Raw genomic sequence first — 17,927 nt, 5'->3', positions numbered from 1 at the left:
ATCAGCTAATGACTATAACGATTGAGGCGTTCTTAATGACTAAAGAAAAGATTCAAGACGCAGTTTATACTCGTCGCTTTGTCTATAATTTTCATTATCACTTAATCTGGGTAACTAAGTATCGTCACCAGACTTTTTCAACTAAGGAACTGATAGACGAAATGAAAGACATATTGCGAATGGTTGAAAAGATAACGATATTGTGATGGAAAAGCTGGAAGTCATCCTGGATCATGTTCATGTACTGATCAGTTTTCCACCTAGCAAGGTGCTAACCAACGCTATCAAAGCACTAAAGGGGCGTAGTGCATTCATCTTTCTCAAACGACATCCAGAAATTCGACAATCACAATATTGGGGTGGTCATTTATGGTCTCACAGCTACTATATGAGTACGCTTGGCAATATGAGTAAAGATGTAGTAGAAAACTATATCAACAATCAAAAATACAATGCACTCCAAAAGAAAAAGTGTCCAAATGGACGTTGAGTGAGCCTATCCATCCCATGACTAAAGTCACGGGATTTTCGGCTAGGCATAATTAAAAAGGCTCAGCCGCGCAGAATGCCCGGTGAGCCTTTTTTGATTACTTTTTTGGCGTGAATCAGACATTCGACTATAATTAAGTCATTATCTTAAAGGAGTGATTTTTTTGAGTTTTGTCATTAATGCCGACCAACTGAAAGATTTCAAGCAAGACTATGCCAACCGTCAAGAGACTCGGATTCTTGAACGGACCGTCGCCAAAAACGGGGTCAAGGCCGCCAGCTTTGACTGGCATGCCATTGCCGACAATGACCAGCACTTTTCAATTGATCTGGCAACCGGTGACGTCGCCGATCAAAAACAGTCGGGACGCTGCTGGCTGTTTGCTGCTTTAAACACGATGCGTCACAACATGCAGAACCGTTTCAATCTGCCGGATGATTTCGAGTTGTCACAATCCTATGCCTTCTTCTGGGACAAGTTTGAAAAGGCCAACTGGTTTTATGAAAACATCATTCAGACTGCCGATCTGGATATTGACGATCGCAAGGTAGCCTGGCTTTTGGATGCACCCCAATCTGATGGTGGTCAATGGGACATGCTGTGTGCATTGATTGAAAAGTACGGGGTCGTACCTAAGTCGGCTCAGCCCGAAACCTACAATTCCAGCCGCTCAAACGAAATCAATGCTGTTTTGAACAATCAATTGCGTCATGATGCCGTAATTCTGCGTCGATTGGTTCATGACCAGGCCAGCGAATCCCAGATCAACGCCACGCGCAAAGAAATGCTCAACACCGTCTACCGCATGCTGGCATATGCTTTTGGCGAACCGGTACAGACCTTTGATTTTGAATATCGGACTAAAAAAGACAAGCAGTTCCATCGCGACAGCAATCTGACACCGGTAGCATTCTTTGATAAGTACGTTGGCTGGGATCTGAGCGAATACGTCTCCATCATTCAGGCACCAACCAAAGACAAGGCCTACCACAAGACCTACACGATCGAGATGCTGGGAAACGTGGTTGGTGGTCGTCAAGTCAAGCACTTAAACCTTTCAATGACGGAATTAAAGGAACTGGCCGTCAAGCAGCTGCAAAATGGCGAGAGCGTCTGGTTCGGCTCTGACGTTGTCAAATATTCCGAAACCAAGCTGGGAATTCTGGCTCTCAACACGTATGGCTATGAAGATCTGTTCGATACAAAACTGACCATGAATAAGGCTGACATGCTGGACTATCATCAGTCAATGATGGATCACGCCATGGTCTTGACCGGGGTTGATCTGGTCGATGGCAAGCCAGCCAAATGGAAGGTTGAGAATTCATGGGGACCAAAAGTCGGTGAAAAAGGCTACTTTGTCATGAGTGATGAGTGGATGGATCAATACGTCTACCAAATCGTCGTCAACAAAAAATATCTCAGTGATGAACTCAAGGCTGACCAGGCTCAAGAACCAATCGTCCTCAAGCCATGGGATCCAATGGGAACTTTAGCCTAACAACGGCTTGACAGCTGCAATCAAAAAACTCATTGTCTAATCAGGCAATGAGTTTTTTAGTCTATTTAACGTTGCGATCCAAGAACTCGCGGGCAATGTCATAAATCTGCTGACTCCAGAAGTCGCGCTCATGAACGGCACCCCGCACTCGGTAGGCCTCAACGGCGACATGATGCTTTTCCAGCTCATGATACATGTCTTCCATTTCATGATATGGCACAGTCTTGTCAGCATCCCCGTGCATCAGCAGAAATGGCGGATATTGCTGATTATCCTTGACTTGATATAATGGGCTCATTTCCCGCTTGATGGCTGACCATTTTGTTGGATCGGTACCAAACAGACAAAACTGCATGGCATCCGAGCCGGGCACGTTTTTGGAAAAATCAAACGTATCAGCAACGTCCGTTGGGGCAAAACAGCTGATTACGGCATCAACGGCATCCGACTGATCAGCATAGTCAGCCGTCTCATAACGCGGATCATTCGGCGTCAGCGCGGTTAAAAGTGCAGCGTTGGCCCCAGACGAGGTTCCCCAGATGCCAACCCGATCAGGATCAATTTGATATTCAGCAGCATGGGCTCGCAGATAGCGAATCGCAGTCTTGACATCCTGTAAAAACGCCGGAAAAGCATGTCCATCCAAGGCGCTGCGATGCTGAACGGTTGCCACGATATAGCCGGCATGGACGAACTGGACTAATTGCGGAATCTTTTCACCTAAAGTCGGGGTCGTCCAAGAGCTGCCTTGAACAAAAACCAGCAGTGGTCGCTTGGCTTGCGGTAAATCCTTGTAGCGCTGCGTCCATGGTGCCAGAATCGACATTTTCTGTGCCTCGCCATCAGCTGCTGAATAGACGATATCTTCAATCAGTCTGACTTGACCGGCCAGTGTAGGATTGTTGGAGATTTCTTTAATTGACATGCTGTTCACCATCCGTAATAAATTTTTTCTCGATAATGTTCAAGTGATCGTCAAACCGGTATAAAATCGGCTCACCATTTGGCACCTCTACTTGATCGATCTGATCGTCGGCAATCGAATCCAGATATTTGATCAAGGCTCGCAGCGAACTGCCATGCGCAACGATCAGCTGATTTCTGCCATCCAGAAGTCGTGGGGCGATCTGATCCTGCCAATATGGCAACAGCCGCTCCTGGGTCATCTTAAGGCTTTCGCTAAGCGGCACCTTTACCCCTAAACGATCATAGCGTCGTTCATGGGTGCGTTTTTTAAGCATTGGCGGTCGTTTTAAAAAGCCGCGCCGCCACTGATGCAAAGTTGCCGCGCCGACCTCTTTTTTAACCGCGTCCTTGTTTAAGCCGCTTAAAGCTCCATAATGACGCTCATTCAGTCGCCAAGTCTTATGAATCGGCAACCAGAGCTGATCGATTTTTTCCAGAATCAAGTTGGCCGTAATAATTGCCCGCTGCATGTAGGAAACATGAACATCATCAAACTGCAGGCCTAATTTTGCCAATTGATCGCCAACCTGTTTGCCCTGCTGAATTCCCAATTTGGTGAGCGGTGCATCGCTCCATCCCGTAAAAACGTTATCCTTATTGGCCTGACTCTGACCATGTCTAACGATTACCAGTGTTGCCGTCATCAATAAACTTCCCCCTTATGCTGCTGCTTTAACTATAACGCAAATCACCGAGCGAAACGACTAATCAGACCAATAAAACTTTTTCTTAAAGATAAATGCCAAACGGCCAGCTCGTCTGGATTCGACAGGCTGACCGCTCATTTCTTATTTATGCTTAATTGAAGATTCAGCAACTTTAGCCATTAACTAATGGACCAAGGTTTTAATTGCCACCATTAAAATTGGAATCACGATGATTGAAAGCGTGGTGGTCTCAGTTACCATAATTGCAGCATAGTTGTAGTCAGCATGATACATTCGCGAAACGACCGGCGCATTAGTCATGACTGGCATTGCCGCCTGCAGAATAAAGACCTGTTTCATCATCAGCGGCATGTTGCTCGGCAGCACCAAAATCGTCATCAGCAGTGGCGCCAACAAGAACCGGCCCAGCAAAATTCCCCAGGCATCGCGTGTAAAACGAATTTTTGACAGCCCGGCATTGGACAGCACGATACCGATAAACAGCATTGACATTGGAATCGTTAAATTACCCAGATAAGCGCAGGTACTGATGATGAACTTAGGCAGCCGAATATGCAAAGCTACCAGAACTACCGCCAGCATAAAGCCAAGCAGCGGTGGCGAGAACAGCTTGCCCAGCGCCTGCTTGAAATCAATCTTGGCTTCTTTCATACCATCATGCTGAATCAGCCAAACACCCAGCGTCCAAAAGAAAGTCGTATTGGCCATGTAATAGACCAGCACGTATGGAACCGAACGCGCGCCAAACAAAGCCAGGTTGATCGGCAGCCCAATAAAAACCGTATTGGAATTAAAAAACATTGAACTGAATAGACCAATGTGGCTCTTTTTGATAGCCAATGCTCTAGCGACGGCAAACGACAATGCAAACAGGATCAGCATCGATAAAACCGGGTAGCGCAGATCCGGCAACAGCGTCTTTAGCTCAGCCGCCGTAAATTTGGTTGTAATCGTACTGATCATGTAAGTCGGCAAGGCAACTTGAGTAACGATCTTTGAAATGGCCTTGGGTGAGTCGGGGGTAAACCAGTGGCGTTCATTCATGACAAATCCAGCTGCAATCATGATTAAGATGATCAATACTCCCGACAGGCTTGACCAGAATATGCTTAACATCTTTTTTCCTCTCTTTATGCAAACTAACATGATCAATTCTACACCCGCCAAATGCTTTCAAAAATAAAAAATGGGAACTTCTTTAATCAAATTCCCATTTTCATCAAATCTATTCAATTATTGCCGGCTCAATTTCAAAACTGAACTGATAGTCGCGATCAGCTGGCAGGTGATACTGTTCCTCAACGTCGGCCCCCCAGCTGTCGATTCCGCCGACGCCACGCACGGCCCCTGCCACTACCAAAACAGTGCGGCGTTTAAGCGGCAGTTCCTCAATATGCGTTGCGTTTTCCAATTCTGATGCGGTATATGGCAGCAGACTGAAATTGAATGGCTGCTCGGTCTGCCTGATCATCAGGGCAAACGGCTGCTGATCATGGTCCGCGTTGTTTTGGGTCTGGTCACGCACGATTTTCAGCCACGCGTTTTGCATGTGCATCCCCATTTCCTGCGGCGTCAGATAAGGCGTCACCGGAACTCCTTTAACGTGCCAGGTTCCCTTGACGCCCCCAGCCATTCGATCAGGATAGGTTTCACCAGACAAGCCATCGTATTCAAACTCGGTGGCCAGCGTTGGCATGATCAGCCGTACACCAAAGACGGGCAGCTCTGGCAGACCGGCCTGGCCAAAATAATGAGCCGTAAGACGACATTTGCCACGGGCATCGATTAGATATGCTAACTTGACGCGAGCGGAAGGATTGGTCGCCGTCTCATACGTAAACTCAATCTTAACCTGTTTTGCAAACTCTTGATTACTGAACTGATTGGTCAACGGAGCAATCGGCAGCTGATCAAAGTGACGGTCATCAACGGTCAGATCAATCTTGATACACTTAGGCGCCAAGTCTGCTCCCAGCCATTGGGCACTCTTAAAGTTGAAGCCATTGCCGCGGTCATTGTCGGTCGTTGCTCGCCAATAGGTTGGATAAAGCGGCCGATACAGCCATTCCTTATCATTAAAACGCATTGACTCCAAACCGCCCTTTTCGTAGCTGAACAGATATTGGTAGTTCTGACCGTTCAGTCCCAACAGGCCATCATCATAAACGACATGAATCTTATTTGTGCAGTCCATAGTAGTATCTTACCTCCTGCATTGCTGGCTTTGGCGTCCGGTCGGCAAACATCAGTCCATCACCGGAAAACTCATTGTCACTGTGGCGGTCATCAAAATCGCCGCCGTAGCGCATTACATCTTGACCGCTGATCTCATCGTGAACCAGCAGTGCCTGATCGATAAAGTCCCAGATAAATCCGCCAACGTATTGCGGATACTTGTCGATCAATTCAATGTATGACCCCATGCCGCCGTCTGAATTTCCCATGTCGTGCATGTACTCGCATTCAATAAACGGCTTGTCGGGATTATTCTGCAGATATTCCTCAACCTTCTTTGGCGGCAGATACATCCAGCTTTCAAAATCAGAAATCCGATCGCGATAGGCTGGCGTGTGCACGACGCCTTCATAGTGAACCAAGCGGCTGTCGTCATGATCTTTATAGAATTTCTGCATTGCTGCCAGATTATCGCCGGCATATGATTCGTTGCCCAGCGACCAGAATAAAATCGCGGTATGGTTCTTAAACGTTTCATAGTTGGTCCGGGCCCGATCAACTACGACTTCTTTCCATTGCGGGATGGAGCCCGGCACGTTAAATGAAGGCTCGTCTTGTCCCATTTTCTGCCAGGTTGCATGAGTTTCCAGATTGTTTTCAGCCATCATGTAGATCCCTTCTTGATCACACATGTAGTACCAAGGAATCTGGTCTGAATAATGGCAGGTTCGCACGGCATTGATGTTGTTTTCTTTAAACGTGGCCATGTCCTGTTCCATGTCGGCCATCGTTACGCAGCGTCCCGTCCGGCAGTTCCATTCATGACGGTTGACGCCGTTGATGATCAAACGCTGACCATTAAGCAGAACCACGTGATCAGCATTGATTTCCACTCGCCGGAAGCCAAATCGATAAGGAACGACCTCTAAAAGCTGACCGGCTTGATCGCGCAGCTCGACAAACAATTGGTAGAGGTATGGGTGATGATTATCCCAGAGATGAGCATCCTTAACTTTAATGTCATGTACGGCAACACGTTCAGCAGCCGATTTTCTTTCATCAACGACCAGATTGCCCTGGGCGTCAAAGACTTTGATCAAAACCTGACCATCTTGTCCCTGCAGCTTTAGATCCACGTTAAAGATGCCGGTTTTGAAGTCATCAGTTACGCGTGGCTTAAGATCCAAGTCTTCCAAATGCAGCTTAGGCTGACCTAACAGCTTGACGCTTCTAAAGATCCCAGAAAAACGGAACATGTCTTGGTCTTCCAGATAAGAAGCCGTGCTGTGCTTATAGACGCGAACTGCCAAAACATTGTCCGTGTCCTTCAAATAAGGCGTCAGGTCAAACTCGCTGGGCGTAAAGCTGTCTTCTGCATAGCCGATGAAATGACCGTTCAGCCAGACATACATCGCGCGCTCAACACCCTCAAACCGAACACGAACTTTTTTTCCGCGCAGTGATTCGTTTAGATCAAAGTGCTTGACGTATGAGCCATTGGTGTTATCAGTTCCCTGACTGAATGAGCCGACCTGCAGATCATCAGGACTCAAGGCATAGGCTGGGCGCCGATAGATCTTGCCGGCCCATGGATACCAGATGTTGGTGTATTGGTTTTGAGCATAGCCGTTTAATTCGATCATGCTGGGAACCTTGATCAGATCCCATTGACTGACATCATAGTCCGGTGCATAAAATTCCTTAATGCGGTTTTGCGGATCCTTGGCAAAGGCAAAACGCCACTGACCATCCAAACTCTGGGTAAAGCTGCTGCTTTGCTGACCAGTTTCGGCATAATCAAGATACCATTGATGATCACTGTGGGCTGGCAGCTGATTGACCCGGAACGTCTGTGGATCATCCAGCCATTTTAAATCTGCTTGCATTAAAAAGCGCCTCCTCAAATCAAATTATTCTCTGTCTATTTAGTATAGCGCTTTCATGAATGATAAAACAGTGTTGTTTCACTAAAAAATTTACTAAATTAATTGAAAAACCGCTCCAGTTCTTAAAAAATCAACTAAAAAAGTCCGCCCCTGCTTTTTCAAGGGCGAACTCAAAAACATAAAAAAAGCACCTGGCTAACGCCAAGTGCAATCGTAGTGCGGCAAAGAGGACTCGAACCTCCACGGTCTAAAACGACCACAAGATCCTTAATCTTGCGCGTCTGCCAATTCCGCCACTGCCGCATCAACAAATAACATTTTAACAGAAATGCTACTTGTTGGCAAACTATTTTTTGTTTAAAAGTTCAAAATGACTGCCGCAGCGCCGACAAACAAAACGCTGCACGTCAAAGCGTCGCATGCGACCAATCCGAATGCCGCAGCCGCTGCATTGATAGAGCCACTTAAATCGTTGCTCAGTTTGTCTAACCGCTGGAGCATAGCGCAGACCACCGACGCGTTTTAAAAGCGCCTTGAATTCAGAAGTATGGTGACAGTCATGACCAGCCAGATGCAGATGATAGTGACAGAGCTCATGCAACACGACGCCGCGCAGATTGGCCAGGTCAAACTCTTCGTACATCAAGGGATTGATATCGATATGATGATCTTTTAAATGATAACGGCCGCCGGTAGTCTTTAAGCGACGGTTAAACCAGATCCGGTGCTTAAATGGTCGCTGAAATGCCTGCAGCGACCAGGTCTGAGTCAATCGCTGCAGCTCTTCGTCAGTCATTTGGTCACTCATTTGGCTGAACCATCGTCAGCTGTACGCGCTGGCGCTTTAAGTCTACGCTCAGCACCCAGACGTCAACGATATCGCCGACTGCTACGACCTGACGCGGGTCCTTAATGAACCTCTTGGTCAGATGCGAGACGTGAACCAGCCCATCATGCTTGATACCGACATCAACAAAGGCACCGAAATCTACGACGTTGCGAACCGTCCCCTGCAGCTGCATCCCTGGCTTTAGATCCTCAATCGTCAAAACGTCTTGACGCAAAAGCGGTGCTGGCAACGAGTCACGCAGATCTCGTCCTGGCTCACAAAGCGAGGCAATGATATCTTTAAGCGTTGCCAGGCCGACTTTTTCACTGACGAACCGTTTGATATCCAACTGCCGCAGCCGCTGAGCAGCAGTCGATGAGCCCAGTTCACTGGTTATGCCGGCTGCCTGCAGCAACTGACGAGCAATTGCATAGCTTTCCGGGTGAATATCAGTGTTATCCAACGGCTCATCGCCATCCACGATTCGCAAAAAGCCCACCGCCTGCTGAAAAGCTTTGGGTCCTAGGCGGGGAACCGATTTTAGCTGCATGCGGCTGGTAAAGCGGCCATTTTCATTGCGATATCGTACGATGTTTTTTGCCAGCGTGGCATTCAGCCCGGCAATGTGTGCCAACAGCTGATAACTGGCCGTATTGAGATTAACGCCGACCCGATTGACGGCCCGTTCAACAACGGCATCCAGTTCAACTTTCAGTGCCGTCTTAGGCAGATCATGCTGATACTGACCAACGCCAATGGCTTCTGGACTGATCTTTACCAGCTCGGCCAATGGATCTTGGAGACGCCGGCCAATACTGATGGCACTGCGTTTTTCCACCGTCAAATCTGGGAATTCGTCACGCGCGTCTTGACTGGCTGAATAGACTGACGCGCCCGATTCATTAACGATTACATAATAAACGGGGCGCTTGATTTTTTTGATTGTTTGCGCCACAAAGCGTTCTGACTCACGACTGGCCGTCCCATTACCGATTGCAATCATCTCAACCTGGTAGTCCTCAATCAGCTGCAGCAGCTGTCCTTCTGCTTGCTGACGCTGATTTTCTGGTGCCGGCTTGTGCGGGTAGATAACGGCCACTTTGAGCAGCTTGCCATTTTGATCCAGAACCGCCAGCTTGCAGCCCGTCCGATATGCCGGATCAAAGCCCAAAACCACCTTGCCTTTGATTGGGGCCTGCATCAGCAAATGATAGAGATTTTCACCAAAAACCTTGATTGCCTGCTCATTAGCCTGGTCAGTCAGTTCGCGCCGCAATTCCCGCTCGATTGCTGGTCCCAAGAAACGCTTGTAGGCTTCGGCAGCCGCGTTTTTGACAAACTCGGCAGCGTTTTGAGCACTGCCTTTTTTGACCAGCCGGAAATTCAGATAATTCTGGACGATCTGCTCATCGGCAAGAATCTTAATGCTTAAGACCTTAGCTTTTTCCCCACGATTAATGGCTAAGACGCGATAGGAATTCATTGCCGATAAAGGCGCGGAAAAGTCATAATATTGCTGATAGACGCCCTCTGAATCAAGTTCCTGACCGTCTTTTTTAACCGTCGCGATCAGTTCGCCATGCTGCTTGGTATAGTTGCGCAGCCAAGCGCGAATCGTACTGCTTTCACTGATCGTTTCGGCCAGAATCTCATTGGCCCCCTCCAAAGCTGCCTGAACATCAGGAACGTCTTGGCTGATAAATTCAGCAGCCTTGCCGTCCAGATCATTTCCTTTAGCCATAAAGATCCAGTTCGCAAGCGGCTGCAGGCCCTGTTCACGAGCAATCTGTGCCTTGGTACGGCGTTTTTTCTTATAAGGCAGGTACAGGTCTTCAACAACATTCAGCTCGGTAGCATTTTCAATCTGCATTCTTAAAGCCGGGGTCAGCTTGCCTTGTTCCTCGATTGCTTTGATCACGGTCTGCTGACGATCACGCAGATTCTTTACCCGATGCCACTGCTCTTGAATTCCCTGCAGCTGAACCTCATCCAGGCTGCCGGTTGCCTCTTTTCGATAACGAGCAATGAATGGAATCGTATTGCCCTCTTCCAAAAGACTCAAAGCGGCTTCAATCTGCCGGTCGCTTAATTCTGGCAGCTGCTGGCTCATTAATTTAAGATCATTTTTTTCCATAGCGATCCATAACTCATTTCTTTTTAATCTTTTTGCTGCATTGGTTGATTAATCATTATAGGGCCCAGCGTTCGGCAATGGCCGAGCCTGGACCCCATAATAAGGCTAATCTTTCCACCAGGTATCCAATGGACTGACTGGCAGGTGACGCTTGTGCTTGGTTTTAAGATACCAGTCCTCAATTTTAGCGGCGGCTTGATCGGAAACCGGCTTGCCTTCCAGATAGTCATCAATTGCTTGATAGGTAACGCCTAATGCTTTTTCATCAGGCAGGGCTGGCCGATCTTCTTCCAGATCAGCAGTCGGTGTTTTTTCATAAAGTACTTTGGGCGCCTTTAGATATTCCAAAAGCTGACGGCCCTGGCGCTTATCCAGCTGTGACAGTGGCGTGATGTCAGCCCCGCCATCGCCAAACTTTGTGTAAAAACCAGTAACTGCTTCAGCGGCATGATCAGTACCAACGACTGCCCCGCGGAACTCACCGGCAATCGCATACTGGGCGATCATTCGCTCCCGAGCCTTGACGTTGCCTTTGTTAAAGTCACTGATCTGCAGCCCGTTTTGTTCAACCGCAGCAACCATGGCATCAACGGCTGGTTTGATGTTAACGCGCATGGTCTGATCAGGCTTGATGAATTCATTGATCGAAAGCATTGCATCAGCTTCATCGGCCTGTTCGCCATAAGGCAGCCGGACGGCAATAAAACGATAGGCATCGTCTGCAGTTTCTGCTCGCAGGCTTTCAACTGCCAACTGTGAAAGCCGTCCCGCCAAGCTCGAATCCTGACCACCGGAGATACCCAGCACCAGTGTTTTTAATCCAGTCTTCTTCAGATAGTCCTTTAAAAATTCAACGCGCCGCTTGACCTCGATTGCCGGATCAATTGATGGCGTTACGGCCAAGGTATTAATGATTTCTTCTTGCAGCTTGCGCATATTCTTTCCCTCTTTAGTCTAGACCTTAGTTCAAATGCTTAATATAGTCCTTAACGTCTTTGATGATTTTCATCTTATTGTCATAGCACTTTTGCGATAAGTCAACCGGATATACTTCTGGATTGAGGTTTCGCTTATATTCTTCCCACAGACGATCCAGATGCCGCTGGCGAGCCTGACGAATCTCGTTCATGCTTGGCTCTTGGTAGACTTGCTGACCAGCGACGAAAATATCCTTTAAAAGCGGTCGAGCAATAAAGTCTTCAACCGTTTTGTTCAAGAACGGGTAGTTGGGGTCGAACATATAAAGCGAGTTCAACTGACGCGGATCCTCGTCAGCCAGCGTTACATAATCACCCTCGCTTTTTTCACTGCCCCGATCGGTGATTCGCCAAACCTGGTGCTTGCCAGGCGTCGACATCTTGGCAGCATTATTGGAAAGCTTGATCGTATCAACCATCTGACCATGCTCATCTTCTAAGGAAACCATCTTATAGACTGCTCCCAGCGTTGGCTGATCATAACTGGTAATCAGCTTGGTGCCGATTCCCCAAACGTCGATCTTGGCCCCCTGCCGCTGCAGATCCATAATCGTTCGCTCATCCAGATTATTGGAAGCAAAGATCTTGGCGTTGGGATAGCCGGCTTCATCCAGCATCTGCCGTACTTTTTTGGAGAGGTAGGCCATATCGCCAGAATCAATCCGGACACCCTGAAAATTGATGGCATCTCCAAACTCATCAGCGACTTTGATTGCATTTGGAACCCCGCTTTTAAGCGTATCAAAGGTATCAACCAAGAAAACACAGTCATGATGGGTCTGCGCGTAGGCCTTAAAAGCATCATAATCATTGCGGTATGCCTGCACGAGCGCGTGAGCATGCGTACCAGATACTGGGATGCCAAACAGTTTGCCGGCCCTTAGATTGCTGGTAGCATCAAATCCGCCAATATAAGCTGCCCGCGTGCCCCAGATTGCCGCGTCAAATTCTTGTGCCCGCCGCGAGCCAAATTCCATCACTGGCTGATCGCCAACGATTGACTTGATTCGAGAAGCCTTGGTAGCAATCATGATTTGATAATTAATAATATTGAGCAGTGCCGTTTCCACCAGCTGGCATTCCAAAAGCGTGCCCTCAACTTGAATGATCGGTTCATGACTGTATACCAGATCACCTTCAACCGCACTGCGCAGCGTTCCCTTAAATCTAAAGCCGCGCAGATATTCAATAAATTCGGGATCAAACTGCTGCGTTGACTTGAGATATTCAATATCAGAATCTGAAAAATGCAAAGCGTTCAGATAGCGAATAATATGGCTTAAACCGGCAAAAACCGCGTAGCCATTTCCAAACGGCATCTTACGGAAAAAGGCCTCAAAAACCACGTGACGATTGGCAATGCCTTTTTGCCAATAAGTCTGCATCATCGTCAGCTGGTAGGCATCGGTATGCAGAGCGATACTGTCATCTGGATAATCAAACTTCATATAAACTCCTCTTATTTTTCTAACACGAATTCAAAGCGACTGCCGACGTATTGAGTATGGACATATTCAAAAGGCCGGCCATCCTGCAGATAGGAAAGCTGAATCAAATGCAGCAGCGCGTCGCCACGCCGAATTCGCAGATACTCAGCAATCTTTTCAGTAGCGCTGATTGCCGAGACCCATTGCACGGCATGACCAGGATAAAGGTTGGCCTTTTTTTCCAAGGTACGGTAAAACGATGAGGTGATCTCGGTCTTACTAAAGTTTTCCACCAGTTTTGCCGGAACGGTCGCAACCTCATAACAGATTGGAATCTCATTGCCATAACGAATGCGCTCCATTCGCAAAACGCGCTCATCTGGTTCTAATTTAAGCCGTTCGATTTCACTTTGCGAAGGTGTCGTTAAATGATAGGAAATCGTCTTACTGGAAGGTTTTTTCCCAGCAGCAATCATCAATTCAGTAAAGCTGGTTACCCCGGCCATCTTATCTTGGACCTTACGGCTGGCGACAAAGGTTCCCGAACCAACCCGCCGTTCCAAGACCCCTTCATCAACCAGCGTTTGAATCGCCTGGCGCAGCGTCATGCGGCTGACGCCAAATTCAGCTGCCAATTCACGTTCAGCCGGGATTTTTTGTCCAACTTTCCAATGCCCATTTTCAATATTTTCACGTAATTGATTATGAATTTGAATATATACCGGTGATCCCATATCTTATTCCCCTCTTCAGACCATTCATTCACGGTTTGTCTTATTTATTTTAACACGAATATAAGTTAGCCTAGACCAATTTAGCATTAAATCTTGGAACGAAAATAAAACGACAGCCACTTTGCATGGACTGTCGTTTTAGCTTATTGATTACCGTTGCGGATTGCCAAAGCTCGCTCCAACGAACGATTGACGATGATCGACTGTGAATCGGCAACGGGAAATTCCGTTTCTGGATTCATTTCGTTGGCATAGGAAAGCTCGGTACATCCTAAGATTACTACATCGCACTTTTGATCCTCAATCATCGTCCGGACCAATTCATGGAACTTCTTGCCATCTGAATGACCGGCTTCTTTAATGTCATGGTAGATCAGATCTTCTGTAGCGTCCAAAATTGCTGGCGTGGGCTTGACCTCTTCATAGCCGGCATTTTGAATGTAGGAATCATACAGACCAGACGCAATCGTGCCTCGCGTGGCCAACACTCCGACTCGCTTGGCATGTGGGGCAATGTTTTTGATCTCATCAACCGTTTCCTGTAGCATGTTTAGAATCGGAATTGAAGTTGCTGCCTGCAAGCGGTCGAAAGCATAGTGAGCCGTATTGCAGATCAAGACAAAAAATTCTGGTTTTAGAGGCGTAATCTGTTGGATATCTTCAATTAAAAACGGATTATAGTCAGGCTTTTGGTGATCCAAAATCCATTCCGTTCGATCGGGAACCGTTGCATGATTCAAAACGATGTAATCAAGATAATCCTGGTCGCGGTGCGTTGGCGTACGCTCATCCAGCAGTCGACAATAGCTTTCGGTTGCCAGCGTACCCATGCCGCCTAAAACGGTAAAGAACTGTTTCATAAAAATCAACCTTTCTGATAATGACCATCATGACAAAATTGCCACAAACAAAGGTCCCAATAACGTAATACCTATATTACCAACAACAAATGCCGGCGTAAATGCCGAAGCAAGATAAGCCCCACCTTCCAGACCTGCTTGCTCGGCCAGATCATTCATTGCGGCTGCTACGGTTCCCGAACCACACAGCGCTCCTAATAAGGCCAGGGGCTCAACGCGCAGTACAAGCCTGCCAAACAGCAAGGTCAACAGATGCGGGGCCACTGAGACCAATGCACCAATCAGCAGAATCCCAAACCCCAGTGACTTAATTGCACCGGTAAAGGCTTGGGCCGACTCCAGACCAACGCTGCCGACAAAAACAGTCAAGCCAAAGCTCTGCCAAAAAGAAGTTACCGTTGCCGGAATCGAGCGATAGTCGTGATGCCGATCAATCCAGCTGCTTAGCAAAAGTCCCATGATCAAGGCTGCCGTACCGTTGCCAAGCTGCAGCGGCATGCCATTGACCTTGATACCGACCAGACCTAAAAGCGAAGCCCCAGCAATTCCCAAAGAGAACACTGTATAGTTGATGGCCTGTTCACTGGTATGCCAACGTCCAATCTGTTTGAGCAATAGTGCTGATTTGCTGGTATTACCAGTCAATGAGATTACATCACCCGGTTTCAGCTGATTGATCAGATGCTCTTGACCGCTTAATGGATCATGAATGTTTACAAAGACTCCATTTTGCCGAATCCTGGCCAGTGTACCAGGATCAAAGTTTTTGCCCAGGACAAATTTTCGTTCACGCGGGGCGTTGGTTGACGTTAAAACCTCTGTCAGTCCCGCAATTCCCGTTAAATCATCAAAATGCAGCGCATAGCCAATCAAAGTCAGGCGATCACCTGCCTGCAGAACGTATTCCAGCTTGTCGGTCATGCGATCCTGATGAAAGGCAGCCAGCGCAATCAAGCGCAAATCAAAGAACTCATTAATCTCACGAATCTTTTTACCAACCAGCGGCGACTCAGCACCCAGACGGTAGGTTCGACGCCAGGTGGGATCAGGAGCGGGCGCATGAAAGTGATATTTTCTGGCCATCCGATCTCCCTGCTTTGGAACATCGATTTTTAACAGGCGCGGCGCAACATCGCGCAGCAAGATAATTACGCCCAGCGTGCCAAAGACATAGGTCAGCGCATAGGCAACCGGCAGCTGAGCTTCATAAGACAGCCGCAGCGTCTTGCTGATTGGCAGATTCTCCAAGGCCTGCAGCGAACTGGCAACCGTAGCCGACTGTGTCAATGAACCGGCAATCGTTCCGGCAGCCACGCCTGGTCCCAGATGAAACAGGACAAAACAGCCCCATGAGGTCAGAAAAGCAGCCAACAGCCAAAAAAGACTCACGGCAATCATCCGTCCACCAAACAGCTTCATACTGACCAAAAACGACGGACCGATCCGATAGCCGATTGAAAACATGAAGGCGCCAAAAAAGATCGTCCCCAGCATCTTATCACGCGGAAAGCTCCCAGCCTGGCCGACCACTAATGCTACCGCCAGCGTGCCGACGGTTGAGCCAAGCGTAAAATTGGTCCCAAACAATTTGATATTTCCCAGGACATAACCGAGCGCCAGACAGATAAACAACGTAAAAATCTGCTGGTCAACCAAAAAATGCTGTATCTGCGCAATCATGGCAATTTTTCTTCTTTCTGGCAAGCTTTTGCCGATTTAAGTATCAAACAAAATTATATCATTTTGATGATCATCAAGCGAACGGCTTGGCTATTTTATTGACGCGTCATTTAGCAGTCGTGTTCTTCAATTGCTGCTGGCGGGAAAAATTAAGCCAGACCGCGGCCAAGACGCTGAGTGCCAAGATCGCCAGCAGCCAAAAATCCAGGCGGCTGCCTTTAAACGTTCTCAGCGCCATTGATCCTTGTCCTTGGTTTTGACTGAGCGCAATCAAGGCAGTCATGATGCCAACGCCTAACGAACCAGCAAACTGCTGCGTCATATTAAAGATTGAATTTACGTCGGTTGATTTTTCTTTTGTCACTAAGGTCGAAGCATTGGCAATCGTATTGGAAAAGGCCGCATTAAAGCCCAGCCGCATTACGATGAAAAGTATCATTACATATAGCGGCGTCAGCTGAGACTGAAAGACCAGCAGTCCCATTGTTCCTAAAACGATCAAAATGCTGCCCAAGCGAGTCGGCAGGCCATAGCCATAACGATCTGCCAAAAAGCCGGACAACGGTGCCATCACCGCCCCTAAAAGCGATCCTGGCAATAGAACCATTCCAGCAGTCAGTGATGAGGCATGCAAAACATACTCACAGTAGATTGGCAGTGCCAATGATGCACCAATGTTGATGAACTGCAGACTAAAATAGGTCCATTCCGAAAGTCGTACAGACGCTTGCGCAAAGACGCCCAGATCAAACAGCCGTGTTTTACCGTGCTGATTTAGCCAGACAAAACCGCCAAATAGAATCAAGCCCAGCAATAAGAGCAGCCAGCATGAACTCGTCCAGCCTGATTTGCCAAACCTAGCAACGCCAGTGACGACGCTGAACAGACTGCCGGCCAGCAAAAGCAGGGCCCAAAAGCTGAACGGCTGTGAATTGCCAAACGGCTGGTTGCGAATCGTCAATTGACCAGCAATCAGACTTAACAGCGCCAGCGGCAGAATCAGCCAAAAAATAACGCGCCAAGATCCAGCTGCCAGCACGGCGCCGCCATATGTCGGACCCAAAGCCGGCGCCAACGAAATCACCATTCCCGCCACGCCATTCATTACGCCTAAGCGCTCACGCGGGATCTGAGCAAAAATCAAAAAGAACATCATGGGTGTTGAAAAGCCCGTCGCAATTGCTTGAATCAGCCGCCCTGCTAAAAGCATCGGAAAATTGACGGCCAACGCGCAGATCAGATCACCAATCACAAATGCCGAAACTGCCGCCAGATGCAGCCAGCGCGCTGCCCACTGCCTTAAGCAATAAGCCGTAGTTCCCATTACGATCGTCACCATCAGCAGATAGCCGCCGGTAATCCACTGAACAACATCAAGCGAGACGCCAAATTCCTTGGCTAAGACCGGATAGGCAACGTTCATCGAGGTCTCGTTCAAAACACCAATAAAAGTCATTAAGGCCACTGAAAAAATGGCCCAGTATGGATGCCTGCCGTGCAAAAAAATCCCTCCTAAAACTTAAAAAGCACGCAAAAAGGGCTATGGCAATCAGCTCCGCCACAGCCCTTTATTAACTTACTTAAAATTAGTATTGTCATT

Annotated in this window: 14 protein-coding genes, 1 tRNA gene and 1 pseudogene; 2 read left to right on the top strand and 14 right to left on the bottom strand. The window is 47.8% G+C overall.

The window, feature by feature from the left end; all coding sequences use genetic code 11:
• Window positions 1-35 precede the first annotated feature (35 nt).
• A pseudogene (tnpA, locus tag ABC765_RS01225) lies at window positions 36-490 on the top strand (IS200/IS605 family transposase).
• Between the two features lie 163 nt (window positions 491-653).
• Window positions 654-1,991: a C1 family peptidase gene (locus ABC765_RS01220; protein ID WP_347980547.1), complete on the top strand. Its 1,338-nt coding sequence runs from the start codon at window positions 654-656 to the stop codon at window positions 1,989-1,991.
• Window positions 1,992-2,052: 61 nt separating this feature from the next.
• On the opposite strand, the gene ABC765_RS01215 is transcribed toward ABC765_RS01220, so the two are convergent.
• The 14 genes from ABC765_RS01215 to ABC765_RS01150 all read right to left on the bottom strand — a co-directional run bounded on the left by ABC765_RS01215 (window position 2,053) and on the right by ABC765_RS01150 (window position 17,783).
• Window positions 2,053-2,916, bottom strand: a complete 864-nt coding sequence (locus tag ABC765_RS01215) for an alpha/beta hydrolase (RefSeq protein WP_347980546.1) — start codon at window positions 2,914-2,916, stop codon at window positions 2,053-2,055.
• Window positions 2,906-3,601: a 2,3-diphosphoglycerate-dependent phosphoglycerate mutase gene (locus ABC765_RS01210; protein WP_006500506.1), complete on the bottom strand. Its 696-nt coding sequence runs from the start codon at window positions 3,599-3,601 to the stop codon at window positions 2,906-2,908. The genes ABC765_RS01215 and ABC765_RS01210 overlap by 11 nt, the downstream gene beginning before the upstream one ends.
• A 186-nt stretch (window positions 3,602-3,787) precedes the next feature.
• Window positions 3,788-4,741: an AEC family transporter gene (locus ABC765_RS01205; protein ID WP_347980545.1), complete on the bottom strand. Its 954-nt coding sequence runs from the start codon at window positions 4,739-4,741 to the stop codon at window positions 3,788-3,790.
• Window positions 4,742-4,850: 109 nt separating this feature from the next.
• A complete protein-coding gene (locus ABC765_RS01200; protein WP_347952671.1) occupies window positions 4,851-5,819 on the bottom strand; it encodes a beta-galactosidase small subunit in 969 nt (322 codons plus the stop codon).
• Window positions 5,803-7,686 (bottom strand): glycoside hydrolase family 2 TIM barrel-domain containing protein, encoded by a 1,884-nt coding sequence (locus tag ABC765_RS01195; protein ID WP_347980544.1) that lies wholly within the window; start codon window positions 7,684-7,686, stop codon window positions 5,803-5,805. The genes ABC765_RS01200 and ABC765_RS01195 overlap by 17 nt, the downstream gene beginning before the upstream one ends.
• A gap of 217 nt (window positions 7,687-7,903) precedes the next feature.
• Window positions 7,904-7,989 (bottom strand) — tRNA-Leu (locus ABC765_RS01190).
• Between the two features lie 43 nt (window positions 7,990-8,032).
• Complete coding sequence (locus tag ABC765_RS01185; protein ID WP_347980911.1) at window positions 8,033-8,482, bottom strand: SprT family protein; 450 nt, start codon at window positions 8,480-8,482, stop codon at window positions 8,033-8,035.
• A gap of 4 nt (window positions 8,483-8,486) precedes the next feature.
• On the bottom strand, window positions 8,487-10,649 hold the full coding sequence (locus ABC765_RS01180; RefSeq protein WP_347980543.1) for a Tex family protein: 2,163 nt from the start codon (window positions 10,647-10,649) through the stop codon (window positions 8,487-8,489).
• A gap of 105 nt (window positions 10,650-10,754) precedes the next feature.
• Window positions 10,755-11,585 carry an ammonia-dependent NAD(+) synthetase gene (nadE, locus tag ABC765_RS01175; protein WP_347952668.1) on the bottom strand — a complete coding sequence of 277 codons (831 nt, stop codon included), beginning with the start codon at window positions 11,583-11,585 and terminating at the stop codon, window positions 10,755-10,757.
• 25 nt (window positions 11,586-11,610) lie between these two features.
• Complete coding sequence (locus ABC765_RS01170; RefSeq protein ID WP_347980542.1) at window positions 11,611-13,074, bottom strand: nicotinate phosphoribosyltransferase; 1,464 nt, start codon at window positions 13,072-13,074, stop codon at window positions 11,611-11,613.
• Between the two features lie 11 nt (window positions 13,075-13,085).
• On the bottom strand, window positions 13,086-13,787 hold the full coding sequence (locus ABC765_RS01165; RefSeq protein ID WP_033934264.1) for a GntR family transcriptional regulator: 702 nt from the start codon (window positions 13,785-13,787) through the stop codon (window positions 13,086-13,088).
• A gap of 143 nt (window positions 13,788-13,930) precedes the next feature.
• Entirely contained in the window at window positions 13,931-14,647 is a 717-nt protein-coding gene (locus ABC765_RS01160) for an amino acid racemase (protein WP_347980541.1), read from the bottom strand.
• A gap of 27 nt (window positions 14,648-14,674) precedes the next feature.
• Window positions 14,675-16,327 (bottom strand): TrkA C-terminal domain-containing protein, encoded by a 1,653-nt coding sequence (locus ABC765_RS01155; protein WP_347980540.1) that lies wholly within the window; start codon window positions 16,325-16,327, stop codon window positions 14,675-14,677.
• Window positions 16,328-16,433: 106 nt separating this feature from the next.
• Window positions 16,434-17,783 carry an MFS transporter gene (locus ABC765_RS01150; protein WP_347980910.1) on the bottom strand — a complete coding sequence of 450 codons (1,350 nt, stop codon included), beginning with the start codon at window positions 17,781-17,783 and terminating at the stop codon, window positions 16,434-16,436.
• Window positions 17,784-17,927: the final 144 nt, after the last annotated feature.

The organism is Limosilactobacillus sp. WILCCON 0051, assembly GCF_039955095.1.
GTDB lineage: Bacteria > Bacillota > Bacilli > Lactobacillales > Lactobacillaceae > Limosilactobacillus > Limosilactobacillus allomucosae.
Note: the sequence above shows the minus strand (reverse complement) of the source record. Positions and strands in the feature narration are given on the sequence as shown.